Origin of the sequence: Mycobacterium sp. OAE908 (assembly GCF_017872775.1) — a bacterium.
Classification (GTDB): domain Bacteria; phylum Actinomycetota; class Actinomycetes; order Mycobacteriales; family Mycobacteriaceae; genus Mycobacterium.
In genome coordinates, this window is sequence record NZ_JAGGJL010000002.1 from 194,882 (window position 1) to 219,975 (window position 25,094).

General features: G+C 63.8%; 25 protein-coding genes. 11 read left to right on the forward strand and 14 right to left on the reverse strand.

The window, feature by feature from the left end:
• Positions 1-69: 69 nt before the first annotated feature.
• Positions 70-933: a helix-turn-helix domain-containing protein gene (locus tag J3E61_RS26075; protein ID WP_210085835.1), complete on the reverse strand. Its 864-nt coding sequence runs from the start codon at positions 931-933 to the stop codon at positions 70-72.
• Between the two features lie 95 nt (positions 934-1,028).
• Here J3E61_RS26075 and J3E61_RS26080 point away from each other — a divergent pair, with 95 nt between their 5' ends.
• The 5 genes from J3E61_RS26080 to J3E61_RS26100 are packed head-to-tail and all read left to right on the forward strand — an operon-like array spanning position 1,029 to position 4,829.
• Positions 1,029-2,069: a zinc-binding dehydrogenase gene (locus tag J3E61_RS26080; RefSeq protein ID WP_210085836.1), complete on the forward strand. Its 1,041-nt coding sequence runs from the start codon at positions 1,029-1,031 to the stop codon at positions 2,067-2,069.
• Complete coding sequence (locus J3E61_RS26085) at positions 2,069-2,482, forward strand: nuclear transport factor 2 family protein (protein ID WP_210085837.1); 414 nt, start codon at positions 2,069-2,071, stop codon at positions 2,480-2,482. Before J3E61_RS26080 ends, J3E61_RS26085 begins: the two co-directional genes overlap by 1 nt.
• On the forward strand, positions 2,466-3,299 hold the full coding sequence (locus J3E61_RS26090) for an SDR family NAD(P)-dependent oxidoreductase (protein ID WP_210085838.1): 834 nt from the start codon (positions 2,466-2,468) through the stop codon (positions 3,297-3,299). Before J3E61_RS26085 ends, J3E61_RS26090 begins: the two co-directional genes overlap by 17 nt.
• A gap of 8 nt (positions 3,300-3,307) precedes the next feature.
• Complete coding sequence (locus J3E61_RS26095; RefSeq protein ID WP_210085839.1) at positions 3,308-4,264, forward strand: LLM class flavin-dependent oxidoreductase; 957 nt, start codon at positions 3,308-3,310, stop codon at positions 4,262-4,264.
• 13 nt (positions 4,265-4,277) lie between these two features.
• The gene (locus tag J3E61_RS26100) at positions 4,278-4,829 is read left to right on the forward strand and encodes a hypothetical protein (RefSeq protein ID WP_210085840.1); all 552 of its coding nucleotides are present in this window, start codon (positions 4,278-4,280) and stop codon (positions 4,827-4,829) included.
• A 478-nt stretch (positions 4,830-5,307) separates the two neighbouring features.
• Here J3E61_RS26100 and J3E61_RS26105 read toward each other — a convergent pair whose 3' ends face one another.
• From J3E61_RS26105 to J3E61_RS26140, 8 genes are all read right to left on the reverse strand, one after another.
• Positions 5,308-5,856, reverse strand: coding sequence for a hypothetical protein (locus tag J3E61_RS26105; protein ID WP_210085841.1), 549 nt, complete (start codon positions 5,854-5,856; stop codon positions 5,308-5,310).
• A gap of 17 nt (positions 5,857-5,873) precedes the next feature.
• On the reverse strand, positions 5,874-7,052 hold the full coding sequence (locus tag J3E61_RS26110) for an amidohydrolase family protein (protein WP_210085842.1): 1,179 nt from the start codon (positions 7,050-7,052) through the stop codon (positions 5,874-5,876).
• A 160-nt stretch (positions 7,053-7,212) separates the two neighbouring features.
• Complete coding sequence (locus J3E61_RS26115) at positions 7,213-8,664, reverse strand: AMP-binding protein (RefSeq protein ID WP_210085843.1); 1,452 nt, start codon at positions 8,662-8,664, stop codon at positions 7,213-7,215.
• Complete coding sequence (locus J3E61_RS26120; RefSeq protein WP_210085844.1) at positions 8,661-9,461, reverse strand: enoyl-CoA hydratase/isomerase family protein; 801 nt, start codon at positions 9,459-9,461, stop codon at positions 8,661-8,663. Before J3E61_RS26120 ends, J3E61_RS26115 begins: the two co-directional genes overlap by 4 nt.
• Positions 9,458-10,270: an enoyl-CoA hydratase/isomerase family protein gene (locus J3E61_RS26125; protein WP_210085845.1), complete on the reverse strand. Its 813-nt coding sequence runs from the start codon at positions 10,268-10,270 to the stop codon at positions 9,458-9,460. Before J3E61_RS26125 ends, J3E61_RS26120 begins: the two co-directional genes overlap by 4 nt.
• Positions 10,267-11,514, reverse strand: a complete 1,248-nt coding sequence (locus tag J3E61_RS26130) for an acyl-CoA dehydrogenase family protein (protein WP_210085846.1) — start codon at positions 11,512-11,514, stop codon at positions 10,267-10,269. The genes J3E61_RS26125 and J3E61_RS26130 overlap by 4 nt, the downstream gene beginning before the upstream one ends.
• Positions 11,511-12,317, reverse strand: a complete 807-nt coding sequence (locus J3E61_RS26135; protein ID WP_210085847.1) for an enoyl-CoA hydratase/isomerase family protein — start codon at positions 12,315-12,317, stop codon at positions 11,511-11,513. Before J3E61_RS26135 ends, J3E61_RS26130 begins: the two co-directional genes overlap by 4 nt.
• Before the next feature lie 5 nt (positions 12,318-12,322).
• Positions 12,323-13,573, reverse strand: coding sequence for a hypothetical protein (locus J3E61_RS26140; RefSeq protein ID WP_210085848.1), 1,251 nt, complete (start codon positions 13,571-13,573; stop codon positions 12,323-12,325).
• Between the two features lie 43 nt (positions 13,574-13,616).
• Here J3E61_RS26140 and J3E61_RS26145 point away from each other — a divergent pair, with 43 nt between their 5' ends.
• Positions 13,617-14,441 (forward strand): enoyl-CoA hydratase/isomerase family protein, encoded by an 825-nt coding sequence (locus J3E61_RS26145; protein ID WP_210085849.1) that lies wholly within the window; start codon positions 13,617-13,619, stop codon positions 14,439-14,441.
• A 2-nt stretch (positions 14,442-14,443) separates the two neighbouring features.
• Here the strand turns inward: J3E61_RS26145 and J3E61_RS26150 are convergent, their stop codons facing one another.
• Positions 14,444-15,301: an SDR family NAD(P)-dependent oxidoreductase gene (locus tag J3E61_RS26150; protein WP_210086702.1), complete on the reverse strand. Its 858-nt coding sequence runs from the start codon at positions 15,299-15,301 to the stop codon at positions 14,444-14,446.
• A gap of 146 nt (positions 15,302-15,447) precedes the next feature.
• Between J3E61_RS26150 and J3E61_RS26155 the strand changes: the two genes are divergently transcribed.
• On the forward strand, positions 15,448-16,959 hold the full coding sequence (locus tag J3E61_RS26155) for an AMP-binding protein (protein ID WP_210086703.1): 1,512 nt from the start codon (positions 15,448-15,450) through the stop codon (positions 16,957-16,959).
• 15 nt (positions 16,960-16,974) lie between these two features.
• Here the strand turns inward: J3E61_RS26155 and J3E61_RS26160 are convergent, their stop codons facing one another.
• Genes J3E61_RS26160 through J3E61_RS26170 form a run of 3 tightly spaced genes read right to left on the reverse strand, consistent with a single transcriptional unit; the run spans position 16,975 to position 19,843 of the window.
• Entirely contained in the window at positions 16,975-18,270 is a 1,296-nt protein-coding gene (locus tag J3E61_RS26160) for an amidohydrolase (RefSeq protein WP_210085850.1), read from the reverse strand.
• On the reverse strand, positions 18,270-18,698 hold the full coding sequence (locus tag J3E61_RS26165) for an OB-fold domain-containing protein (protein WP_210085851.1): 429 nt from the start codon (positions 18,696-18,698) through the stop codon (positions 18,270-18,272). The genes J3E61_RS26160 and J3E61_RS26165 overlap by 1 nt, the downstream gene beginning before the upstream one ends.
• Complete coding sequence (locus J3E61_RS26170) at positions 18,698-19,843, reverse strand: acetyl-CoA acetyltransferase (protein WP_210085852.1); 1,146 nt, start codon at positions 19,841-19,843, stop codon at positions 18,698-18,700. Before J3E61_RS26170 ends, J3E61_RS26165 begins: the two co-directional genes overlap by 1 nt.
• Before the next feature lie 76 nt (positions 19,844-19,919).
• On the opposite strand from J3E61_RS26170, the gene J3E61_RS26175 reads away from it, so the two are divergent.
• From J3E61_RS26175 to J3E61_RS26190, 4 genes are read left to right on the forward strand one after another with little or no spacing between them, the layout of a single operon-like run.
• Positions 19,920-20,708: an aldolase gene (locus J3E61_RS26175; protein ID WP_210085853.1), complete on the forward strand. Its 789-nt coding sequence runs from the start codon at positions 19,920-19,922 to the stop codon at positions 20,706-20,708.
• A gap of 31 nt (positions 20,709-20,739) precedes the next feature.
• Positions 20,740-21,855: a TauD/TfdA family dioxygenase gene (locus J3E61_RS26180; protein WP_210085854.1), complete on the forward strand. Its 1,116-nt coding sequence runs from the start codon at positions 20,740-20,742 to the stop codon at positions 21,853-21,855.
• Positions 21,855-22,946, forward strand: coding sequence for a hydroxyacid dehydrogenase (locus tag J3E61_RS26185; protein ID WP_210085855.1), 1,092 nt, complete (start codon positions 21,855-21,857; stop codon positions 22,944-22,946). Before J3E61_RS26180 ends, J3E61_RS26185 begins: the two co-directional genes overlap by 1 nt.
• Positions 22,943-23,767: an enoyl-CoA hydratase/isomerase family protein gene (locus tag J3E61_RS26190; protein WP_210085856.1), complete on the forward strand. Its 825-nt coding sequence runs from the start codon at positions 22,943-22,945 to the stop codon at positions 23,765-23,767. Before J3E61_RS26185 ends, J3E61_RS26190 begins: the two co-directional genes overlap by 4 nt.
• 15 nt (positions 23,768-23,782) lie before the next feature.
• On the opposite strand, the gene J3E61_RS26195 is transcribed toward J3E61_RS26190, so the two are convergent.
• A complete protein-coding gene (locus tag J3E61_RS26195; RefSeq protein WP_210085857.1) occupies positions 23,783-24,970 on the reverse strand; it encodes an amidohydrolase in 1,188 nt (395 codons plus the stop codon).
• Positions 24,971-25,094: the final 124 nt, after the last annotated feature.

The following is a 25,094-nucleotide window of genomic DNA, read 5'->3' on the forward strand; positions in this document are numbered from 1 at the left end:
GACATGTCCTCCTCGTGGAACGGGTTCGCCCAGGGTCGACCGTTACCGGGTGTCTGTGCGATCTGCGGTTCAGCGGTGGCTGAGCCGGGCGATCTCGCGAAGCAAGGGCTTCGCGGCGATCTGCACCTCACGAGTTGTCATGGGCTGCACCGGATGTACGGCGAGAACGAGCTGAATGCGGCCGTCGTCGTCCAACACGGGCGCGGAGATGGTGGCCACCGGATGCGCGCCGCGGGTGTTGTCGTCGGGAATCAATCCCGCCGAGGTGAACTCGACGCGCAACCGGTCGATGATGGAGCGCAGGTTCTGCGGAAGGCTGTCGCCGGACAGAGTTCCGATCGCATGCGCGGCCTGCGCGAGCGTCGGCGTCATCCAGTCGACGTCGTAACCACGCTCCCGCGTTCGATCGAGAACGGTGGCGAGCCGTTCACTCAATGCAGAATCGCCCGCAGCCCCGCGCCGCACCCATGCCTGCCGCTCGCTGGGCGTGTCCCAAGCCGCGAACCCGACGCCGAAGGGTGGCGCATAGGGGATGCGTTCGTTCGGTAGCGGCGTGACTGATGCGTCTGCGGGTCTTTCGAAGGCTGTGATCAGCAGTTCGTCACCGATGCGCTCGATGACAGAAGCCGGCATCGCGGTGGTCTCGGCAAGTCGTCGGGCCGCGTCGCGTGCCAAGTGAGCCATCGGTCGGGCCGCATCGAGTCGGGACGCCACCAGGGTCAGCGTCGGTCCCAGCGCGAACGTCTTGGCTACGGGATCTCGCGTGACCCATCCGCGATCGGACAGCGTCTTGAGGATCGCGTGTGCGGTGCCTTGGGACAGGTCGAGTTCCCGCACCACGTCGGAGAACCGCATTTCGCGATTGCCTGTTCTGCTGAGCAACTCGACGATGTCGAGCACACGCTCCGTCGGTGCCGAATTCGCCCCGCGCATCCTTGACTCCTCGCATACGGGCCTTCTACCGTCATTCAGTAGTTCGAAAACTATATCTCGGATAATAGAGAAAGTCGGGGATTCGGTTGCGCGCTGTGGTGCTGCGAGATGGCCAGCTGGTGGTTCGCGAAACCGCGGATCCCGTTCCGGGACAGGGTGATCTACTGTTGAAGACGCTCAGCACCGCGATCTGCGCCTCCGACGTGCATTTCATGGACCATCCCGAGCTCGCTATCGACGACCCGACCGGCCGGTCGCTCTACGACGCCGACCGCGACATTGTCATGGGACACGAGTTCGTTGGGGAGGTCATCGGACACGGACCTGGCTGCAGTGACGCGTTCCCGATCGGCTCGCGGGTGACGTCGATGCCGATCCGCTTGGTCGACGGCGGTGCGGGCGGTCTGCGCATCATCGGTCAACATCCGGATGCTCAAGGCAGTTTCGGTGAACTACTGGTGGTACCCGAGGCGACAGCGAAGGTCGTCGACGGATCCATCTCGAGCGATGCCATTGCCGTGGTCGACGCGTTCGCGGTCGGCGAGTACTACGTCCGCGTTGCCGCAATTCAACCGGGTGAGATACCGATTGTCATCGGGGCGGGCGCGATCGGTCTGTCTGCGGTCGCTGCGCTGTCAGCGCGCGGGATCGAGCCGATCATCGTCTCCGACTACCAGGCTGACCGCCGTGACCTCGCGCGCTCTGGCTTTGGCGCGCACGTGCTGCATGACCCGGCTGGCCGATCCGTGTTCGAGACCTTCCGTGAAGTGCGCGCCGACCACAAGCTGGCCGGAACGGCGGTCGTGTTCGAATGCGTCGGTGCGCCCGGCCTGATCAACGACCTCGTCAAGGAAGCGGACTTCTACACCCGCATCTACTGCGCCGGCGGCTGGTACACCGGGGACACCTTGGACATCACCGAAGCCACGCGTCAAGGGTTGACCCTGCGGTTCGGCGGTGGCCCGATGCCGGAGGACTGGTATGGCGTTTTGGATGCGGTTGTCGAAGGCCGTCTCGACCCGATGCCCAGCGTCGGCAGAATCATCGGTCTCGACGAGGTTCCCGACGCAATAGAGCAGGCGCGCAGATCAGATGGACCACCGCGCATCGTGGTGCACCCGAACGGAGACTCGTGATGACTGACCGCGAGAACCTCGTCGAGTTGACGCACCGCTACGCAACCGCGATCGATGGTCACCAATACTCGCTTCTGACCGAAGTATTCACTGACGACGCGCAGGTGGACTACGGCGAGGTCGGTCAGTGGACGGGCGGCACCGAGGTGGCGGCGTTCATGGAGGCGGCCCACGTCATGGCGGCCCACACGCTTCACCGGATGACCAATCAGGTGATCGACATCGATGGCGACACCGCGACAATGCGTACGTACGTTGATGCTCTGATCCTGCTCAAGGACGGATCAGGTGCGAATCCCGTCGGGTTCTACGACGACTGCGCTGTCCGCACGTCGGACGGTTGGCGTATCGCTCGTCGCGCCTACACCTCAGTCCGGTCATCGCGGTTCCGGCGCCATGACCGACATCGCTGAGAAGTATGGGCCGTGGGCGCTGTTGGTCGGCGCATCCGACGGTGTCGGCGCTCTGTTCGCCGAGCGCCTCGCGAGCGAGGGTGTGAATGTCATGCTCGTCGCTCGTCGCCAGCATTTGCTCGACGAGGTCGCTCAGGGCATTCGCGAGCGCACCAATGCCGAGACGCGGATAGTTGCCGTCGACCTCACCGACCGTGACGCTTCGCAAAGAGTCATCGACGCGACCGACGACCTCGAGATAGGCATGCTCGTGTACTGCGCCGGCGGTGATCCGTATTACCAGCCTTTCCTTGCCAATCCGGTGTCCGCAGCGGAAGACCTACTGCAACGCAATTGCCTGGTATTGATGCGGTTGTGTCACCACTTCGCAGGCCAGATGGTCGAGCGGAGGAGAGGCGGCATCGTGAACTTCACATCGGGGGCCGCGCTGGCCGGTGGCCGAAACATGGTGGCTTACGGTGGAACCAAAGCGTTCGACATGGTGTTCACCGAAGGTTTGTGGGTGGAGTTGCACGACAAGGGTGTTGATGTGCTTGGACTGGTCCTCGGTATGACAGACACCCCGGCGTTGCGCAAGTTGGAGTTCGAGCGCGGACGGCTGGCGTCTATCGACGAGGTCCCCGAGGGCGCGGTCACCGCAGCAAGCGTCGTCGACGAGGCGTTCGCCAACCTCGGTAACGGACCGACAATCGCCACCGGCGACGACATTCGGATGGCCTTCGAGCTCTTCAAGTCCATGTCACGCAACGAGGTGGTCCGACTGATCATGCAGATGTCCACCGAAGTCATGGGTTCCGACGACCGCCAGGGAAGTTAGACACCGAGATGTTCACCCTTCGCTTCGACATGCGGGCACCGTCGATCGGTGCATCCCCGACCGAGCTGTACGCGGCGGCCAGCGAGATGTCTGCGTGGGCGGAGACCCGCGGGTGCGTTGCTGCCGTCTTGTGCGAGCATCACTGCGCTGACGACGGTTATCTCCCGTCGCCGCTGCTGCTCGGCGCGGCGATCGCCGCGCGTACCGAGCAGTTGATCCTGAACTTGGTGATCCTCCTTCCGTTCTACGACGTCGCGCGCTTGGCAGAGGACATGTCAGTCCTGGATCACATCAGTGCCGGCCGGGCGACCTATGTATTCGGGATCGGTTACCGCCAGGAAGAATACGACCACTTTGGACTGTCGCTATCCGATCGCGGGCGGCTGGCAGACGAGAAACTTGGGCTGCTTCGGCGCCTCCTCGCGGGAGAAGAGGTCATTCACGCCGGCCGGCGGATGAAGGTGACCCCGCAGCCCCGAACCCCCGAAGGTCCCATGATGAGTTGGGGCGGTGCCAGCCTCGCTGCCGCACGTCGCGCAGGCCGCAACGGTCTTGGGCTGCTCGCCAATGGGGGTGTTCCCGGAATGCGGGAGGCGTACGAAAGTGCATGCCGGGACAACGGTTTCGAACCGGGTTTCATGCTGATACCCGAGAAGGACGCGGCTACCAATTGCTTTGTCACCGAGGATGTCGACGCGGCGTGGGACGAGATCGGCCAGTACCTGCTGCACGACGCGATGGCCTACTCGCAATGGAATCCCGACAACACCGTATCGGCGAATATCACCACCGCCAAGACTGTCGACGAGTTGCGGTACGAATCAACGTCTCACGTGATCCTGTCAGTCGACGAAGCACGAAAACGCCTTGCCGCAGGCGAGGTGTTCAACATCAATCCGCTGTGCGGAGGAATACCCCCGGCGATCGCGTGGCCGTACCTGAAAACATTCGCCGAGCTGGGCTAGTGGAGAGGAAGACATGAGCAGCGATCGCGTGGCCTTGAACGAAGAGATTGCTTTCCAGAAATGGGAGGGTTATGCGAAGCCCATTGACCGCGGCCGCCACGTGAACTTTGGTGAGAAGTTCGTCTTTGCAACCGATTACGTGATGATGAGCCCCCACTTCAACGATGGCGCCCCCCAGTCGGCAGCCGAGATGTTCTCCGACGAGGTGGCGACGGCGATGGCCAAGTACGCGCCCGACGGAGACATGCTCACCGCGGAATGGCGAATGTGGTGGAAGCACATGCCGGACTATCGCCTCGTCAGTCCGTTCGAATGTGTTGCCGGCGACTGGGGCTTCTCGTCCTGCGACACCTACGCGGGAACGCTCGCCGACGGGACAGTGCTGGAATTGCGCGAGTGGGACTACATCTGGGTCAACGAGGACGGCAAAGTGACCCGCTGGGATTGGTTCGTCGATTCCGACAAGTGGGAACAGTTGCTGGGACTCGTCGGGCTCGATCCGAAGGGTTTGACGAGCCAGCAGTACACGGTCAACTTCTTGCGCGAGGGTGGCGTCGGCAGCTGAGACTCACGCCAACAGAACGTTGCAACGTTCTTGGTGTTCTGGGTGCCGCCCAGTGGAGAACAATCGTTCTCACCATTGGTACGAGACGTTTAACCTTACGCCGCGGACAGTGTGAAACGACAGGAAAGGCGGACATCTCGACTCGGAATCGCAGCAGTTGAGAACTCTCGAATGTATCGATTTTGCACGTGGGCACCGGTTCTGACCGGAAAGGAGGCACTCCGGGCGATCATCGCCGATCCCACATTGGAGCTCGTCAGGGTCAAGGTGGCGAGGCCTGAGAAGTCGGGAGTGGATGCGGGTCGCCTGTGTGGTGTCACGGATGTCGGTGTTGTGGCAACCGACAATCTCGACGCGGTGCTGGCTCTCGCGCCCGACTGCGTTGTCATTGTGCCACCGCAGTTCGACATGGATGCTCAAGCGGCGCGAGGCAATTCAACCTTCTACGCCACCGGCGTCGAGCGCGGGCTGCCACGAGTCAGCTTCGGACGCCACCTTCACGCAGGAAGTTGATGGTGTAACCCTGGAAGGTGAGTTCGGCGGGATCCAGGCCGATGAGCGCCAGGAACGGGTACCACTGACGAGAGTCCACGAACCAGTCCCATCGACTGATGTGCCCGTCCTCGTTGGTCCAGATGTAGTCCCACTCGCGCAATTCCAGCACCGTCCCGTCGGCGAGCGTTCCCGCGTAGGTGTCGCGGGCCACGAAGCCCCAGTCGAAGACATCGCATTCGAACGGCGCGACGATTCGAAAGTCCGGCATGTGCTTCCACCACATACGAAACTCGGGGGTGAGCATGTCACCATCTGGGGCGTGTTTGGCGATAGCCGCTGCCAGCTCGTCTGAAAAGAGGTCAGCCATCGGCTGCGCAACGCCACCGTTGAACAGGGGGCACATCATTACGGCGTCGGGTGCGTAGATCCACTCGTCGCCGTAGGTGACGAAGTTCGTCTCCGTGACCTTCGAGTATGCCTCCCACTTGGCGTGGGCGAGCCTCTTGTGTAAAGCCACGCGATCGATGGTCATACCGTCCCCCTTGTTCGTCAGATGCCGATGAGCTCCTTGAGATTTCGGCCCATCACCCGGGCAGTGGTATCGGCTGGCAGATTCGCGAGTTCCTTGACGAACTCGGCGGGCTCGGCGAGTCCTTCCGGGTGCGGGAAGTCCGAACCGAACATCACCCGATCGGCGCCAAGGATCTCGACGAGGTGCGACATGTCTTCCTCGTGGAACGGGTTGACCCAGATGTGCCTGCGGAAGGTGTCGGCGGGGTGCTCGCTGAAATCTCCTGGCTTCTTGCGGTACACCCGATCGAATACGTCGATCAGGCGGTGCGCCCACGAGCCGCCGTTCTCCACCACGCCGATGCGCACGCCGGGGAACCGCTCGAAGACGCTGTGGGCGATGAACGCCGCGAGCGTGTCGAAGATGTTGCGGCTCTCCTCGTAGATGAAGCCCCGCAGCTTGCTCAGCGCGAATCCGTTGAACTCCGAGGCTTCCTCCCAGTCGTCGACGTAACGCTCGTAGCCGGAGTCCGAGTTATGCATCTGCACTGAAATGCCTGACGATTCGACCAACCGCCAGAAGTCGTCGAACTCCGGTAGCGCCGGTGACCGCGACGTGCCGTCCTCCCGCGGCACCGGCGCCGGCCGGATCAACACTGTCCTGGCGCCGTTCTCCAGGCACCACTCGAGTTCTTTGACGCCGAGGGCGGGGTCGTTGAGTGAGATCGCTGGAACGGGGAAGATCCGGTTCTGGTAGTTGAATGTCCAATCGTCCAGCAGCCACCGGTTGAACGCGTGCGTGACGGCGTGGGTCAGCTCGGTGTCGCACTTGGTTCGTTCCTCCAGCATGCCCGCGGTGGTCGGGAACATCACCGCGCCGTCGACGCCCTGGCGGTCCATCAACGCCAGGCGAAGGTCCGGACGCCGAAACTCGTCGGGACAACGGATGGGCTCGGCGAGCTCACGCAACGTCTTGCCCTCCGGATTGACGCCCCGAAAGTAATCGGACCAAGCACCCGGCGTGGGGATGACCTCGTAGGTCGGATTCGGGATGCATTCAGTGACCGTGCCTAGGATCTGGAGCTTTTTACGGCCGTTTACCTCGATGAACTTCAGCGCCTCCGAGTACTTCTCCGGTAGATACCGCGTATAGGCGTCGATGGTCTCGTACATGTGGTTGTCGGCATCCCATACCTCGAACTGAGGTGTTCCACCCATCGAAAGCTCCCTCGAACATTGTGGCCTTTGATAATGACGTTATCCTATATCGAGAGGGATCGTTCTCAATCAGCCGGTCAACCGTGCGCCATGGACGCGACGTGATCGATCCCGGAATGCGTGCTAGTGGTGAATTGACCCGGAGGCAGTCCGAGAACGTTCAGATGTCAGCGGGGACGAGGTCCCGTTTGACCACCTTGCCGACGTCGTTGCGGGGAAGTTCGTCGACGAACACGATTCGCGCGGGGACCCGGTACGGGGTCAAGCGTTCACGGCACCACGCCATCAAGCCGCCTTCGGACACCGAATCGTCGATGCACACGACGAATGCCCACGGCACTTCGCCCAGCCTCTCGTCCGGCACGCCCACCACTGCGGCCTCGCGCACACCGTCGGCCGCGACAAGCACATCCTCGACCGTGCCGGGGAACACCTTCAGCCCGCCTCGGTTGATCATGTCCGACACCCGGCCGTCGAGCCACAAGAAGCCGTCGTCATCGAACCAGCCGAGGTCGCCGGTGTGGAACCAGCCGTCGTCGGTCAGCCTGTCCAGGAATGCCGGGTCGATCTTGCGGGCCGCTGTGGTCGGCGTGCGAACCATGACCTCGTCGTCGGCGATCATGACGTCGATTCCGGATAGCGGCCGTCCTACCGAGCCGAGCTTCGTCTCGCCCCACTCACGCGCGTCCGCGGCCGACCATCCGACGACCTCGCCACCGAGTTCGGTCTGGCCGTACGAATTGAGGACGATCACGCCGAACTTGTCCCTGAATCTGCCTGCCTGAACTGGCGACAGGGGAGCGGTGATCGACCGCACGATCTTCAGCGGCGACAGGTCGGTCACCGAGTCGTCATGCAGGACCATCGTCAACGCCGCTGGCGGTAATACCGTGGAACGCAACTGATGTCGCTTCACCAGGGCGGCGAAATCCGCAGGCGAGAACCGGTCCATCAGCACGACCCCTGCGCCTGCGCGGAAGGCGAACAGCACCTGGTAGATGCCAGCCCAGAGCGACAGGGACAACGGGACGAGGTTCGGCATCGGCGGCCGGCCGGCTTTGTCTGTGGCTGTCTTCGCGCCGCGCAGCTTGGTGAGCAGCCGGTCGATCAAATCCAAGACGGTCGTGTGGCGCAGCGGCACCGGCTTCGGTGGTCCGGTGGTACCGGAGGTGAATTGGAGCAGAGCGACATCGGCATCGTCATAGTGCCGCGGATCGGGGGCCCGCCAGGACGAGGTATTCAGCGACCACGCCAGATCGTGTCCGGTGGCTACGGGCAGTCGGAACGTCGAGAATCGATGCGCGAGATCAGGGGTCGTGATGATGGCGACAGGGCGCAGGATACTCAACTGCGCTGCGACTTCGGCGTCTGCAGCCCTGGGATTGAGCGGCGTGTAGACACCACCCGCGCGCCACGTTCCGAACAGCCCGGCGATCGTCGTGGCGTCGTTGGGCAACATGGCGGCGACCACGTTGCCGGCTTCCACACCGGTCTCGGTGAGCAGCTCCCGCAGTCGTTCGGCGCTGGCTCGTAGCCCGTCACACGACACTTCAGAACCGAGTGTGTACACGGCGACGTCGGGCAGGTCGTCGAGCAGCTCGACGAGACTCATGAATCCGCCTCCAGCGGAGCCCAATTGGGAAGCCGTTTGTCGGCGAACGCAAGAGGCCCCTCGTTCTGGTCGGGATGGCCCCACATCGACGTCAGGTGCTTGGCGCCCTCGCGGCAGGCGTCGGTGAGCCCATGTTCGAGCGCTCCCCACAGCGCACGCTTGGTCGCGCGCATCGCCGCGGGCGAATTTCTGGCTATCTTCTCGCCGAGTTCCTGCGCGACATCACGGAGCCTCTCGGGAGGATCGACGATCTGGCTGATCATGCCGAGTTGATAGGCGCGCTGGGCGCTGAGGCGTTCATGGCTACCGACGAGTGCCATTCGCAGCACGGCCTCGGCGGGCACCTTGCGCATCAGCGCGATGGTCTCCAGCGCGCTGACCTGGCCGATCGAGACGTGCGGGTCGACGAAGCTGGCGTCCGACGACGCGATGACGATGTCCGCGTCCGCGACCCAGTGCAGACCGCCACCGGCACAAACGCCGTTCACCGCGGTGATGATCGGCTTTCCGACATCGCAGTGCCAGCCTGTCAACTTGAGGTCCAGGGTGCGCATCGTCTCCTGGAACTGGAGCACCGCGTCACCGTCGAGTTCCTCGACGTCGGCTCCCACCTGGAAAGCGCGACCGTTGCCGGTGTGCACGATCACCCGGACCTCTGGGTCGGCGTCCAGTTCGGCCCAGGCCCTGGGGAACTCCTCTCGCATCAGAGCGTCATAGGCGTTCAGCCGGTCGGGGCGATTGTTGATGATCCAACCCACGGGTCCGCGGCGTTCGACGATCAACCTCTGATAGCTCACGGGGCCTCCACGTGTTCCAACGGGCACCAGTTCGCCTGGCGCTTGTCGCGCCACGCGCGAACTCCCTCGGCATGATCGGGATGATTGCGCAATCGCCAGATCTCCTCGCCGGCCTCGCTTTTGGCTTGTGTCAGCCCGACTTCCAATGAGCGCCACAACGCCTTCTTCGTTGCCCGCATCGCGGTGGGTGAGTTGCCGGCGATCGCGGCCGCCAGTTGCTCTGCAACGGTGCGCAGCTGTTCGGCCGCCACCACCTCTGACACGATCCCGAGTTCGTATGCCCGCTGCGCCGTGATCCGCTCACCTTTGCCGCACAACGCCATTCGGGTGATCGCCTCCATCGGGGACTTGCGCAGCAGGGTGATCGCCTCGTAGGCCACAGCTTGGCCCACGGATACGTGCGGATCGACGAACGTCGCTTGATCGCTTGTGATCACGATGTCGGCGTCGGCGATCAGATGGAGACCGCCGCCTGCGCATACTCCGTTGACCGCTGCAATCACTGGCTTCCAGACCTCGCAATGCCACGACGAGATCTTCAGTGTGGCGTCACGGGTGCGACGCGAGTGCTTGCGCATGGCGTCTTTGTCCCGCGCTACCTGCACCACGTCCATTCCCGTGCAGAACGCCTTACCGTTGGCGGCGTTGATGATCACACGCACGTCGGGATCGGCGTCCAGCTCAGTCCAGGCGGCTTCCAATTCGTCGAGCATGAGGGCATCGAACGCATTGCCGGCGTCGGGCCGATTCAGGATCAGCCAACCAATGCCGTCGGATACGTCGACAACGATCCGCTCATAGTGACTCACGAGCGGGGGATTTCCTTCCAGGGCTTGCCTTTCCAAGGATCGGGCTCCTTCGGCAGTCCAAGCACCCGTTCGCCGAGGATGTTCTTGTTGATATCGGTCGTGCCACCCTCGGTGCCGTTTGCGAGGCTGCGCATCATGCCCTGTACTTCGCGCGGGAGAGCGTCCGGATTGTCGGTCGCCGGCCATGCGACGGCGGCGGTCCCGAGCAGATCGACCATGAGGTCCTGGATCTGTTGATTGAGGGTGGCCTGATGCACCTTGCCGATCGAGGACGCTGCTCCGGGGGACTGGCCGGCCGAGAGTGCCTTGCGCACACGGGCGTTGGTCCAACCGCGGATCTGTTCCTGTGCCCACAGCCGCATGACCTTGCCGCGGACGACCGGGTCGTCCCACCGGCCGGTTTCGCGGGCGAGCGCGATCAGGCGTTCGGTGCTCGAGCCGCCCAGGCGGCCCATGCCCCCGGAGCCCGACCCCGACACCATCTGCCGCTCACTGGACAACGTCGACGCGCTGACTCGCCAGCCGTCGTTGATCTCCCCGACCCGGTGTCCATCCGGCACCCGGGCACCGTCGAGGAACACCTCGTTGAACTCCGACTCACCAGTGATTTGGCGCAAGGGCCGAACCTCGACGCCCGGCTGATGCATATCGAGAAGGAAGTAGGTGATGCCCTGGTGTTTGGGCTGTTCTGGATCGGTGCGGGCGAGCAGGATTGCGAAGTCCGCCTCGCCGGCCCACGTGGTCCACACCTTCTGCCCGGTGATCACCCAATCATCACCATCGCGCACGGCGCGGGTCGCCAGCGACGCGAGATCGGACCCTGCGCCGGGCTCGCTGAAGAGCTGGCACCACTTCTCCTCGTTGCGGACGATCGGCGGCAGAAACCGCACCCGCTGTTCCTCGGTTCCGTGACTGAAGAGCGCCGCGGCAGCGTTGTTGAGCCCCAATGGATTCAGCCTGGTCAGGCGTAGCGGGGAGAGAACGGTTTCGACGGCGCGGGCGACCTCGTTGGTGATGCCCAGTCCACCGTGCTCGGGAAGCCATGTCGGTGCCACCAGTCCCGAGGCCGCGAACGTCGGATACCACTGCCGGTAATCGGCATGACTACGGACCGCCCGCAGAGCGGCCGGTCCCTGTGTGGCGGCCGTTCTCCATGCGGCGGGTACCTCTGTCGCGACCCATTGCTCCACGATCGCCACGGCGTCATCGGCCGTGGTGCCTGCGGTGATCGATACCAGCGTCATCGACCCTGGAACTTCGCATCTCGCTTGTCGCGGAAGGCTGCCAGGCCTTCTTTGAAATCGTCACTGCGGCTGGATAGTTCGAGCGCCATCGCCTCGTTCTGCAAGTGTCGGTCGAGGTCGAGTCCGTTACCACTCTGCAGCAGCCACTTGGTGAGTCCGAGGGCCACCGTGGGTGCATCGCCCAGTTGCCCGACGAGTTCGTCTGCGACGGAGGGTAATTGGTCGGAAGGGCACGAGCTGTGAATGATGCCCCAATCGGCCGCCGCAGCTCCGCTGATTTCCTCGCCGAGCATCAGTAGTCGCCGGGTGCGCACCATCCCGATCACGCGCGGCAGCAGCCAGGCCGCGCCGCTGTCCGGGGTGAAGCCACGGGCCATGAAGGGTTCCCAGAACCTGGCGTCGTCGGCTGCGATGCAGAAGTCGGCTGCCAGCGCGATGTGGAACCCCAACCCGGCTGCCCAGCCGCGCACCACCGCGACGATGGGCACCTGGGTTTCGAGCATCAACGGGATCAGCCTGTTGGCTTTGTTCGGCAGCCGGCGCTGCGTGCTGCCGACTCGCGGCTTGCGCTCCGAGCGTGCGTTGTTCGTGATCAGATCCGAACCCGCGCAGAAGTCCGGACCGTCGGCGTCGATACGAATGACCCGCACCGATTCGTCTGTTCCCGACGCGGCGAGGTGTTCGATCATCGCGTCGAGCATGACGTCGTCGATGGCGTTGCGGCGATCGGCACGGTCCAGGGTGAGGCGCAGCAGTGGACCCTGTCGTTCGGCCCGAAGCCCGGGGACGCTCGCGTAGCTCATTCGGATCAGCGTCCGGCGAATTGGGCAGACACGGCGGTCAGCAGATCGGTCAGGTTCGTCGCGCCGCCCGGCGGGTCCGGCAGCCGGACCGGGCCGCGGTCCCTGCTGGGCAGCAGGATGGTCGCGTGTCCCGGTGCGGTCACTTGGCCGCGGTGATTGGTTGCTGCGAGATCGACGTCGACAGCGGGACGGTCGCCCTCGGCGAGGTACTTGCGCACGACTGTGCCGGTGACGGTGTGCAGATCACCGACGTAGTTGAACAGTCGGAACTCACAATCCAACTTCCACAACCAGGCGTCGTCACCCATCCAGTCCGTGCACAGGTGTATCAGCCATGTCTCGCGCATGCGCCCGTAATCGAAGGTGGTGGGATTACCCGCATTCCGGGCGGCGTTCGGCTCCCAATGCACGCGCTGCTGCACATCGGGTACTCCGTGCTCATTGGGGGTGTAGAAGCGCGGGATGCGCTGACGGTTGCGCCACGCCAACTTCAGCGGACGTACGCCGTACATGCCGGTCCCCATGCCGACGTGCCAGCAGACCATGTCTGTCACGGTCAGCGGTCCCTTGGTCAACGAGCCCATTGAGTCACCTTCGTTGACGTCCTCCCACCATCGCGGTTCGGCTCCGCGGGGTGATTCGCGGGCGTATTTCTCGTCTATTTCGGCGATCTCGTCGGGCGTCCAGGTCTTCAGCTCGATGTCTTCATACTTCTTGCGCCCGCGCGCCTTGCTGCGCTCGGTTCGGATCATGTTGCGGTACTGCCCGCCGAGGATGGTGCCCTCGTCATCCCGGAAGACCTGGGCCGACCATTCGTGAACTGCGCGGTCGGCGAATTCGCTGCTCTTGTCGAGCGCGGCGACCAGCGCGTTGCGCCGAAACACCCGGTGGTTGGCGCGCAGCGGCGCCCACCATTCACGCGCTGACGATGCATAGAACGCATGAACCCCGCGCAAGGGGTCACCCTTGGTCAGGGCGCGGTCTTCATCGGAGAGCGTGGCGACCTCGTCCTCGCCGATCAGCGTGTCTCCGCCGACCAGCGCGGGTGGGGCGATTGCTTCGCCCCACACCGACTTCGCCGCGTACTCCGGATCGGCCCACAACGGATTGGCGTCGCCGTAGGCTTCGGCGACGTGGCGGAAGGTGTCCTCGTTCGGCCGGAAGTAATGCGGCGGCTGCGTGTGCGGGACGGCGATGCCGACGGTGGCCCGCAGTCGGGCCAATCCCTCGTCGGAAATCTGCCCCGTTGCTGACATGGAAATTAAGATACCCGAAAAGCGGAAACGCCGTTAACGCAGGATGGTGGAGATGGCAGAAGAAGCGCCCGGCATCGTTGTCACCGTCGGATCCGACGGTGTCCAGCGCATCGTCATCGATCGAGCCGACGTCGGAAATTCGTTGTCTCCGTTGGCACGTGACGCTCTCACCGCCGCGTTCGAACGTGCTAACGACGATCCGGCGGTTCGTGCCGTGCTACTCGGTGCTGCCGGTTCGAAACACTTCTGCACCGGTGCGGGACTGGCGTCCAAGCCGGACCGGAGTCAGCCGATGCCGCAGCGGCGTCCCGGTGATATCGCCCGCATGCTCCAGCAGGGCTGGCAGCGACTCGTCGGCGCCATCCTTGGCTGCGACAAGCCGGTGGTGGCCGCGGTCAAAGGGACGGCGGCTGGTGCGGGATCGAGCCTGGTTCTCGCTTGCGATCTGGTGGTCATGTCCACGGAGGCAACGCTTGTCGAGGCATTCGTGCATCGGGGAGTGCTCCCGGACTCGGGCGCTATTCATCTGTTGACCAGAATCGTGGGTCTGCGCAAGGCGACCGAACTCCTGATGTTGGGCGACCCGGTGGACGCTGCCACGTGCGAGCGACTCGGCGTGGTCAACCGCGTGGCGGCGCCGAACGACACGGACAGGGTCGCCGAAGAGTTGGTGAGTCGGCTCGCCGCAGGGCCGACGGTGATGCTGGCGCTGACCAAGCGGCTGCTGTCGGTGTCGTCAGAATCCGGCCGCGACAGGGCCTTCGAGCAGGAGGCCTGGGCTCAGGAGGTGGTTTCGCGCACCGTCGACCTGCAGGAGGGCTTGCAGTCCTTCGCCGAACGACGCACGCCCCGCTTCCAGGGTTTCTGACGTCACCCCCTGGTGGGGCCCCCGCGAATGGTGAACGTCGCGCTGTCGTCGATGTCGTCGATCGACTCCGCCACTTCTTCGGCGGTGAGCGAGGTGTCCTCGATGCCCTTGGTGACACCGATGAACACCCTGGACACCTTGCCCGCGCCGACGGAATAGATGTGTGCGGTGCGGTCGCAACTGCGGTGCGACAGGTACACGACTACTGGCGTGACCAGCTCGGGATCCATGGTTTTACCCGCCTCACCCATGATGTCCTCGGTCATGCGGGTGCGCGCAATCGGAGCGATGGCGTTGATGGCGATTCCGTTTCGCGCCCCCTCGATGGCGAGCACGTGCATCATGCCGACCAGTCCCATCTTCGCGGCACCGTAGTTGGCCTGGCCGAAGTTGCCGAAAAGACCTGTGCCCGAGGTTGTTTGAACAATCCGGCCGTAGTTCTGCTCACGCATCACCGGCCACACCGCGCGGGTCACATGGAATGCGCCGGACAGGTGGACTGCGATAACGGCGTCGACCTGCTCGGCCGTCATGTTCTTGAATGCTGCATCGCGCAGGATGCCTGCGTTGTTCACCAAGATGTCGACTTGGCCGAACGCGTCCATGGCCGACGCGACGATAGCGGCACCGCCCTCCTCGGTGGCGACCGAGTCGCCGTTGGCGATCGCGGTACCACCGGCCGTGGTGATCTCGTCGACAACCGCTTGCGCGGCGGACGTGGACGCACCGGTGCCGTCGACCGCGCTGCCGAGGTCGTTTACGACGACACGCGCCCCACGTCTGGCGAGTTCCAGCGCATGGCAGCGTCCGAGACCGCCGCCCGCACCGGTGACGATGGCTACCTGATTGTCGAAAGTCATCGATGAGCGCTCGCGCGAAGAGTTTTGATCTGACGGCATGGTGAGAGGTTACATTTACTTTTAATGAGAACAAGCATTTGCATTGGAGGGCGCCCATGATCGGGCCGTCGGCACTGCTGCAGCACGCGCAACAGCGCGCCGCGGTGTTGCGGGACCGCTACACCGCGGCGGGGTTGTGGTCCGCACAGCCGGTCGACGTGGTCCGCACGACCGCGGCGCAGCATCCCGATCGACTCGCGCTGGTCAGCCGGCGAGGTGAAATCAGCTACGCGGAGTTGGACGGTCATGTGGAGCGGGCCGCCCGGAAGATGTTGGACGCCGGGGTCGAGGCGTCGATGCCGCTGGTAGTCGTGGTCGGAAACGACATCGAATCGGTGGTCGTCATCCACGCCGCGGTACGTATCGATGCGGTGGTACTGCTGGTGCCCAGAAGCGCGGGTGTGGCACAGGTCGCCGACATCGCGGCGCGCACGGGTGCGCGTCTTGGTGTCGCGCCGAACTGGCGGGAAACCGCCGAACTCGCGGGCAGCTGTGCGTGGATCGACCTCGGCCGAGCGGAGCCGCCCGATGCAGTCGCGGCGTGCCGACCCCTGCGTGCGGCCATGGACCCGTCGTTCGTGCTCTACACGTCCGGCACCACGTCGAAGCCCAAGGGCGTCGTCCACTCGCTCAGCACGTTGATCAAGGCGTCGCAGAATTACATCGCCGCAGCCGGATTGACTGCCGACGATCGCATCTTTCTGATCAGCCCGCTGGCATCGGTGACCGGAGTCCTGCAGGGGCTGTTCATCGGCCCTCTGCTCGCGGCACCGGTGGTGCTCGAGGACCGCTGGGATCCCGCGGCGACGTGTGAGCTGCTGGTGTCATCGGGGGCCACCTGGTATGGCGGCCCCGACCGGTTGCTGGACAGGGTGCTCGACGAGGCGGTCGCGCGGAACCTCGAGATTCCGCTGACGGCGGTCTATCTGGGCGGGACGATGTTGGACCGTCGGATAGTCGAACGCATCGAGGATGACTTCGCCATCACCGTGATGCGCGCCTACGGCTCTTCGGAGGTGCCGGTGAGCACGTCGGGTCTGCGCACCGAGCCGCGCGACGTGCGCCACGACGACGACGGCGTGCCGCTCGCAGACGTCGACGTGCGTGTGGGATCGGCGAGCGAGGCCACCGAGTGCTGCGTCCGCGGTCCGCACACTTTTCTGGGCTATACCGACGCGGCCGACGACGCGCAGGCGTTCGACGGTGAGTGGTTTCGCACGGGCGATGTGGCAGATCTCGACAACGGCCGGGTGCGCATCGTCGGACGCATCAAGGACATCGTCATTCGCAACGGGCTGAAGATCCCCACCGCCGAAGTGGAGGAGACGGTGACGCGCATCGACGGCGTGCGTGAATGCGCGGCCTATTCCGTCGCTGACGCGGTCACGGGCGAACGGCTCGCGGTGGCGGTGGTCGTCGACGAGGGTGTGCGGCTGTCGATCGCCGACGTCGCCGACGCCCTCGCGGCCGCGGGTCTACCGAAGTACAAGTTTCCAGAAGAGCTTGTGTTCTGGGATGAGCCGTTGCCGGTCAACGCCAACGGCAAAGTCCAACGCAACACCCTCGATGAACGCTCGACCGGGCGGTCGCGGGTTCTCGCCGACCGCCTCGGCCAGTGACGCTGCGGGCTCTGATCAGCCCGCCGTGTTCTTCGTCGCCTTGCTCATCTGGGCCTGCCAATCGGCGGCCCCACCGCCGTGGTCGTGCTTGGACAGGGCCTTTATCGAGACGTCGTGGCCCTCGGCCGCCTTTCGCAGGGCGCCGACCGTGGCTTGCTCGCGGCTGATGTGGGAACCGAACGGGTCCCAGTGGTACCAGCGCATGGCGTTTTCGAAGGTCATCTTGTTGATTTCGTCGTCGGGCACGTCGTGCTCGGTGAGCACGTCGTGCAGTTGTTCGGGCGCACCGGGCCACATGGAGTCGCTGTGGGGGTAGTCGGCTTCCCAGCAGATGTTGTCGATGCCAACGTCGTTGCGCAGTTTGACGCCGACGTGGTCGGAGATGAAGCAGGTCAGGAAATGGTCGCGGAACACCTCTGACGGTTTTTGCTTGCCGAAGTCCTGACCGGTCCAGGTGGCGTGCATTTCGTAGGTGCGATCGGCACGTTCGAGGAAGTAGGGGATCCAGCCGGTGCCGCCCTCACTCAGCGCGATCTTGAGGTCTGGGTACTTTTTGACAGGCTTGGACCACAACAGATCCGCTGCGGCTTGCACGATGTTCATCGGCTGCAGGGTGATCATCACGTCCATCGGCGCATCCGGTGCCGTGATGGCGAGCTTGCCCGAGGACCCGATGTGCACGTTCATCACCGTGTCGGTGTCGACTAGCGCTTCCCACAGCGGCGTCCAGTAGTCGTCGTGGAAGCTCGGATAACCCAGCGCGGCGGGGTTCTCGGTGAACGTCAGGGCATGCACCCCTCGTTCGGCATTGCGGCGAATTTCCTTGGCGCACAACTCCGCATCCCAGATGACGGGCAGCGTCATCGGAATGAACCGAGCGGGGTAGGCGCCGCACCATTCCTCGACATGCCAGTCGTTGTAGGCCTGAACGAGCGCGAGACTGAACTCGGGATCCTCGGTCACGAACAAGCGACCAGCGAAGCCGGGGAAAGACGGGAAGCAGATGGAACCGAGGATGCCGCCTGCGTTCATGTCCTTGATGCGCTCGTCGACCTGATAACAGCCCGGCCGGATCTCATCGAGGCCCTGCGGTTCCAGACCGTATTCCTCCTTAGGACGGCCCGCGACAGCGTTGAGCGCGACGTTGGGGATCACCACGTCACGGAATTGCCAGGTATCCGACCCGTCGGGGTTGTGCACCAGTCGCGGCGCCTCGTCCAGATACTTCTTGGACAGATGGTTGCGGAACATGTCCGGTGGCTCGACGATGTGGTCGTCGACGCTGACCAAGATCATGTCTTCTTTGTTCATCAGGGTTCCTTTCCAATACTTGTGGTCGGGCGGAAGGTCGGGACGACGAAGCCGTCGTCGTCTTCGACGAAGTCGACCGTCAACTCCATGTCGGCGTGAAGTTGGTCGGGTGAGCAGTGCTCCAGGACAGTCATCAGCCGGGGACCTTCTTCGAGATCCACCATGGCCACCACATATGGCGTGCGGCTGTCGAACGGCGCAGCGTTCTGATGGATCTCGCTCCAGGTGTAGAGCCGGGCGCGGCCGGACGCTGGCACCAAAGCCACGTTCTCGCTCCAGCAGAATGGGCAGAAGGGCCTTGGATACAAGGAGTTTCGTCCGCACGCCCGGCACGCGTTGACCATCAACGTGTGGCCCTGAACGGCGGTCCACCACGCCTCACTGTCGGTGTCGACGGTAGGACGGTGGGGCCCAGCGGGAAAGCTCATCACTGCCTCCCGAGGATCACGGTGGCGCTGTGGCTGAAGAAGCCGCCCATCGCGTGTACGCATGCCAGACGTGCACCGGCGACCTGGCGAGTGCCACATTCCTCTCGTAGCTGTCGCACCGCCTCCACCAGCAGAAACATGCCGCGCATACCCGGGTGGCAGGCGGCCAGCCCACCACCGTCGGTGTTGGTCGGCAGCGCACCTCCAGGACGCAGCGCTCCCGACTCGATGAATGGTCCACCGTCGCCCTTGGCGCAGAAGCCCAAGTCCTCCACCGTCAGGAGCACGGTCGAGGTGAACGAGTCGTAGAGCTGGCACACGTCGATATCCGCCTGCGACACCCCGGCTCGAGCGAAAGCACGCGGGCCGGACATGGCAGCCGCCGACGTGGTGAAGTCGGCCCACTCGCTCATGCTCACATGCGACGTGGCATCGGCCGCACCCAGAATCCACACCGGCTCCTTGGCGCAGTCTTTAGCGACTTGTGCGCTGGCCAATACGACGGCGCCGCCGCCGTCGGTACGTAGACACACGTGCTTGGAGGTGAACGGGTCAGCGAGCATCGGTGCTGCGGCGACGTCATGCGCTGTGATGCGATCACGCTCGAAAGCGTTGTCGTTCATGACAGCCCACTCATGGGCCGCCACAGCGACTTCGGCCAGCTGCTCGACGGTGGTGCCGAACTCGATCATGTGGCGTCGGGCCGCCATCGCGTACTTGGCGATCAACGTCGCGCCGTACGGGACTTCATACTGCATAGCGCCCCCCGTGCCCATCGCCGCCGCCGAGCCGCGAGTCCGCCGCTTGACGTCCGAGCGCGCGGTCGATCCGTAGGTCAGCAGCGCGACGTCGATCTCACCGGCGGCGATGGCCGCTGCGGCGTGTCCGGCCATGACCTCCCAAGAGGACCCACCGACATTCGTGGCATCGACCCATGCGGGCTGCAGCCCGAGGTATTCGCTGACTTCGATCGGGGGTAGCAGCGTTCCGTGCCCGCCGAACCCATCGATGTCGTCCTTCGTCAGACCAGCGTCGGCGATGGCGCGGCGGGATGCCTGCGCCATCAGCGCCATGGCGGTCTTGTCAGGGACCCGCCCACAATCGGACAGCGCCGCACCGACGATCGCGACTCGGTTCGCTGGCATAGGTAATGCGTACCACATTGATAATGGCGTTAACGACTTGGTGGAATGAACGTTCTCAGTCGGATACCGTGGCCATGTGCACAGACCGCTTCGGGAGGCATTGCGCGGTGACGGACTGGTGCTGTGCCTCGCGCTGCTGAACGCACGCACTCCCGACGTGCCGGCCATCGCCGCCGCGGCCGGGTACGACGCGGTCTACGTCGACCTCGAGCACACGTCGACCTCCCTGGAGACGACAGCGATGCTGTGCGCAAGCGCCCTGGGCGCAGGCATCTCGGCGCTCGTTCGGGTGCCGTCGCACGATCCCAGCACCATTGCTCGCATTCTGGATAATGGTGCAGTGGGAGTCATTGTGCCTCACGTTAATTCAGTGGCCGAAGCAGAAGCGGTCGTTGATTCGTCCCGGTTCCCACCGCTCGGGCACCGGTCCATCTCGGGGCCGAATGCCGTCAGCGGCTACCATGCCCGCACGGCCACCGAACTGACGGCGCTTCTCGACGGTCGCACCGTTGTCGCGGTGATGGTCGAAACCCCACAGGCGGTCGCTGCCGTTGATGACATCGCGGCCGTAGATGGCATCGACATGATCCTGCTCGGGCCTAGCGACCTGACCGCCGAAATGGGCATCCATGGCGAGTATGAGAATGCTCATTTCCATGATGCAGTAGAATCGGTCGCGGCGGCCTGCCGCAAGCACGGCGTGGCGCTGGGAGTTGCCGGGATCAAGTCGCTGGACCTGCTGGAACGCTTCGTAGATATCGGTTTGCGATTCATTTCAGCGGGGACAGACGTCGGGATGATGACCGAGGCAGCGACCAACCGCGCGCGCGCCTTGCGGGGACTGGAGAGCCGCACCGACCGATAGCGAAAGCCTGGTCAGCACAACAGGAGGACGAATGCCCACCGCTATCTACACCGAACGAGTCACCGATCCGATGGCGTGGACCGGTGCCGACTTCGCCAGCAAGGAGGATTTCGCTTTCGACTTGTCGGCCCGCAATGTGGCTGCGTTGGAATCGATTTTGGCCAAAACCTCCGCAAAGGATCGCGACGACATCACACCCGAGGATGCCCGTCACCCCGACCTCGACGAGGATCTGGCTCGGCTCTACCGCGAACTGATGTTCGGCAGGGGATTGGCTTGTGTACGCGGCTTCCCCGTCGAGCAACACTCGATCGAGGACCTCGAACGCATCTATTGGGCGTTCTGCACACACCTTGGGTACTTGGTGTCCAACAATTCGTTCGGCCACCGCATGGTGCGTGTGCAGGAAGAGGTGCTGCCCAACGGGGTGCAACCGGCCCGTGGCACAAAATCACGGGCTGAATTGGCCATGCACAACGACGCCGCCGACATTCTGTCGCTGCTGTGCGTCTATCCGGCGGCCCAAGGCGGCGAGAGCCAATTCGCCAGCGGTCCGGCCGCGCACAATCGGATACTCGCCGAACGACCGGACTTGCTCGATGTCCTTTATCAGGGCTTCCCTCACCACCGCCGCAGTGAACAGCCTGACGACCAACCCGACGTGACGCCCTACGACGTGCCGGTGTTCTCCCAGATCGACGGCCGCATCTGCATCAATTTCACCTATAGCAGCATCCTGCCTGCGATGAAGACGATCGGCCGCGAGTTCACGCCGAAACAGGAAGAAGCCATCGAGTTGTTGCGGACCATCCTCGTCGAGCAACAAGTCGAGTTCCGGCTGGAGTCCGGCGAGGCAGCGGTCGCCAACAACTTCGCAATGTGTCATTCCCGGTCGGATTTCGTCAGCAGCACCGATCCGAAACGGTCGCGGTGCTTCCTGCGCGCATGGATGGAGGTGCCTCGCAAAGACCGCCGTCTGCCGATCGGACGTGAATACTTCCACATGGAGAACAAGGATCTGCGGCTGGGCTACGACATCGTCGAGGGCCGGGACGGCGCCATTGCGCGCAACGACTACAAGAATGTCGATGCGGCGCTCGCCGACATGTTCAAGGCAGCGCAGGCGAAGCCCCAACTGAAGAAGTGATGAGCGAAGGCGCCCGTCCGCGACTGGTTTTCGAGCGATGGACCGACCCCGTCGCCGGTGACATCCTCGAGGTTGGCGATCTCGAGCTGATCGAGCTTGATCTCAGCGCGCCGCCCGAGCAGAGTTGGGCCGCATTGGAATCGGCGCACGGCTATCAAGTCGCCACCCGAACCGACGTGGCGTCCGTTGACGGTGGCGCGCAGTGGCTGGCTGGTCCGGAATTGGTGCACCGCTGTGGGCAACTCGTCGCGGTGTGCTCAGCGGGTGCCGGCTACGACGTCATCGATGTCGAGACGTGCACCCGCGCGGGGATAGTCGTCTGTAACAACTCGGGACCCGGCGCCGAAGCGGTGGCTGAACACGCACTCGGCTTCATGCTCGATCTGGCGAAGAAGATCACGGTGTCAGATCGGGTGCTGCGAGCCGGTCCGATCGGTGATCGGCTGGCACTGCGGGGGAGCCAACTGCTGGGCAAGACACTGGGTGTCGTCGGCCTCGGAGCCATCGGTGGCCGACTGGTCGAGCTGTGCGCACCTTTCGGCATGGAGGTTCTGGTATTCGATCCGTACGTGGACGAAGCACGTGCGCGTGCTCGCGGTGTGAGACTGGTGCCCCTGCAGGAACTGCTCGAGCTAGCCGACTTCGTACAGGTCACCTGTCCGCTGACGAGTGAAACCGAGGGCCTCATCGGCAGGGCGCAGTTCGCGGCGATGAAACCCAGTGCCTACTTCATCACAACGGCGCGTGGTCCCGTCCACGACGAAGCAGCATTGCTGGACGCGCTCACCAGCGGCAGCATCGCGGGAGCGGGGCTGGACGTCTTCCACGAGGAACCGCCACGTCCCGCAAACCCGCTTCTGCACCTGGACAATGTGGTTGCTACTCCGCACACTGCGGGAATCACCGTCGAGGCCGCTCGCGACATCGCGGTGGCCACCGCCACGCAATGGCAGACGATCTTCAGCGGTGGTATGCCACCACGCCTGCTCAACCCCGATGTCTGGCCACGGTATTGCGACAGGTTCAGCGACATCTTCGGCTTCCGCCCCAGCGCCGCAACGGCTTCGGAGGACAGGAGTATCACCAAGTGACGCAGTATGACACGATCGAAGTCGAAATCCGGGGCCATACCGCCTGTGTGACGCTCAACCGGCCCGAGGTGCTCAATGCGATCAACGACGAGATGATCGCCGAGTTGGCCGTGGCATACGCGGAAATCGAGAATTCCCAAGACATCTGGACTGTCATCATCACCGGAGCCGGCCGCGCGCTCTGCGTCGGGGCGGACGTCAACAAGGCCGCTGACCATGACATGGAGAACGCAGCGGGAATCGACAACCAGGGTGACCCGATCCTGAGCTCCATGCGGCAATGGGATGCCCCGCAGGAGGCGACGCCACCGTGGCTGCAGATGACCAAGCCGATCATCTGCGCTGTCAACGGGATCGCCTGTGGCGCCGGAATGGACTTGGTGACAACCGCTGACATCACCATCGCGTCCGAGCATGCGACGTTGATGGACCCGCATGTCAGCATCGGTGTGACGTCAGGCCGCGAAGGGGTCCGGCTGGCGCGGATTCTGCCGCTTCCCGTCGCAATGCGTCTGATCTTGATGGGTAAACATGAGCGCCTCGACGCCCAGCGGGCTTACGACTTGGGCATCTTCACCGAGTTGGTCGCACACGACGCGCTGATGGACCGGGCCTGGGAGATTGCAGAAGTCGTGAACTCCAATGCGCCGCTGGCAGTCCGGGGTTCACGAATGGCCGTGCGTAAGGGCTTGACGCTTCCCATCTACGAAGCCGAACTCCTCGCCGAGAACTACCGCATGAAGGTGGCGCTGACGAAGGACGCCGTCGAGGGACCGCGCGCCTTCCTCGAGAAGCGCAAACCCGACTGGAAAGCGCTGTAGCCCTCGCGCGGGAGCTCAAACCATGCCAAAGAAGGTCTTGGCGTTGGTGGACAACACTTTTCGCTTGGTCTCTTCGTCCAGGCCCTCGGTCGCCTTGTTGGCGACGTCCATGCTGTTGGGCCAGTTGGTGTCGTTGTGCGGGTAGTCGGTCTCGAACATCAGCTGGTCGGGACCGACGAGGTCGAGGATGCGGAACGCCACCGGATCGCCGAACGTGGAAAACCACACACGGCCGGGAACTTGGCTGCTCGGCGGTTCGGTCAGCAGCGGGTGAATACCGCCCCATGCCCGGCGGTCCTCCCAGACCTCGTCGACGCGTTGCAGGTAGTACGGGATCCAGCCCGCTTGCGCCTCGGCGAATGCCAGCTTGAGGTTGGGAAACTGCTTAAGCTTCGCGGAGAACAGCCAGTCGACGAGAGCGATGGTGCAGTTGACCGCCATCAGAGCGCTGGTGACGACGTGCGGCGAGTCGGGTGACGACTTGGTCAGCGATGAGCTCGACCCGATGTGCAGCATGATGCCGACGTCGTTGCTTTCGCAGGCGGCGAAGAAGGGATCCCAGTAGCCACTGTGAATGGACGGAAGATCCAGCCGGGAGGGCAGCTCAGAGAAGCACACTGCGTGCATGCCTTTGGCCGCCACCCTTTCGACTTCTTTGACGGCGAGATCGACATCCCAGAGCGGGATGATGCCCAGTGGGATCAGGCGACCACCCGAACCGGCGCCCCACTCATCGATCTGGAAGTCGTTGTAGGCCTGCACGCAGAGTGCGGCCAGCTCTTTGTCTTTGCCGTATAGGAAACGCTGACCGCAGAAGCGGACGAGCGTGTTGGGAAAGCACGCGGACGCTTCGATGCCGGCTATGTCCATGTCTGCCAGGCGGTCCGCCGGACGGTAGCAGCCGGGCCGCATTTCGTCGTAGGTGATGGGGTCCGTGGTGAGCTCGTCGAGCTCATAGCCGGCGGCCGCGCTGATGAGCGGAATCGGGATGATCGAATCCTCGTAATGCCAGATGTCCGCATCGCGACCCTCGTCGTCGTCGATGAACGCGACGTCGGTCGTCACGGCGGGATCCATGCGGCCCCGGTGCCGGACGATCCTCGGCCCGATGTCTCGGTATCGGTCCGGCAGTCGACTGGTCCACAGATCGGCCGGTTCAACCAAGTGGTCGTCGGGTGAAACGATCAGGATGTCTGCGCTCAACGCTGCACTCCTTCGAAGACGGCTTCCGGCTTCAGATTCGCGAAACCTGAATTGTCATAATCGAGAATGATCGTTTCCAGACTAGCGCATGAAACCGCCCAGTCGCGCGCGAGGTGCCATGTCC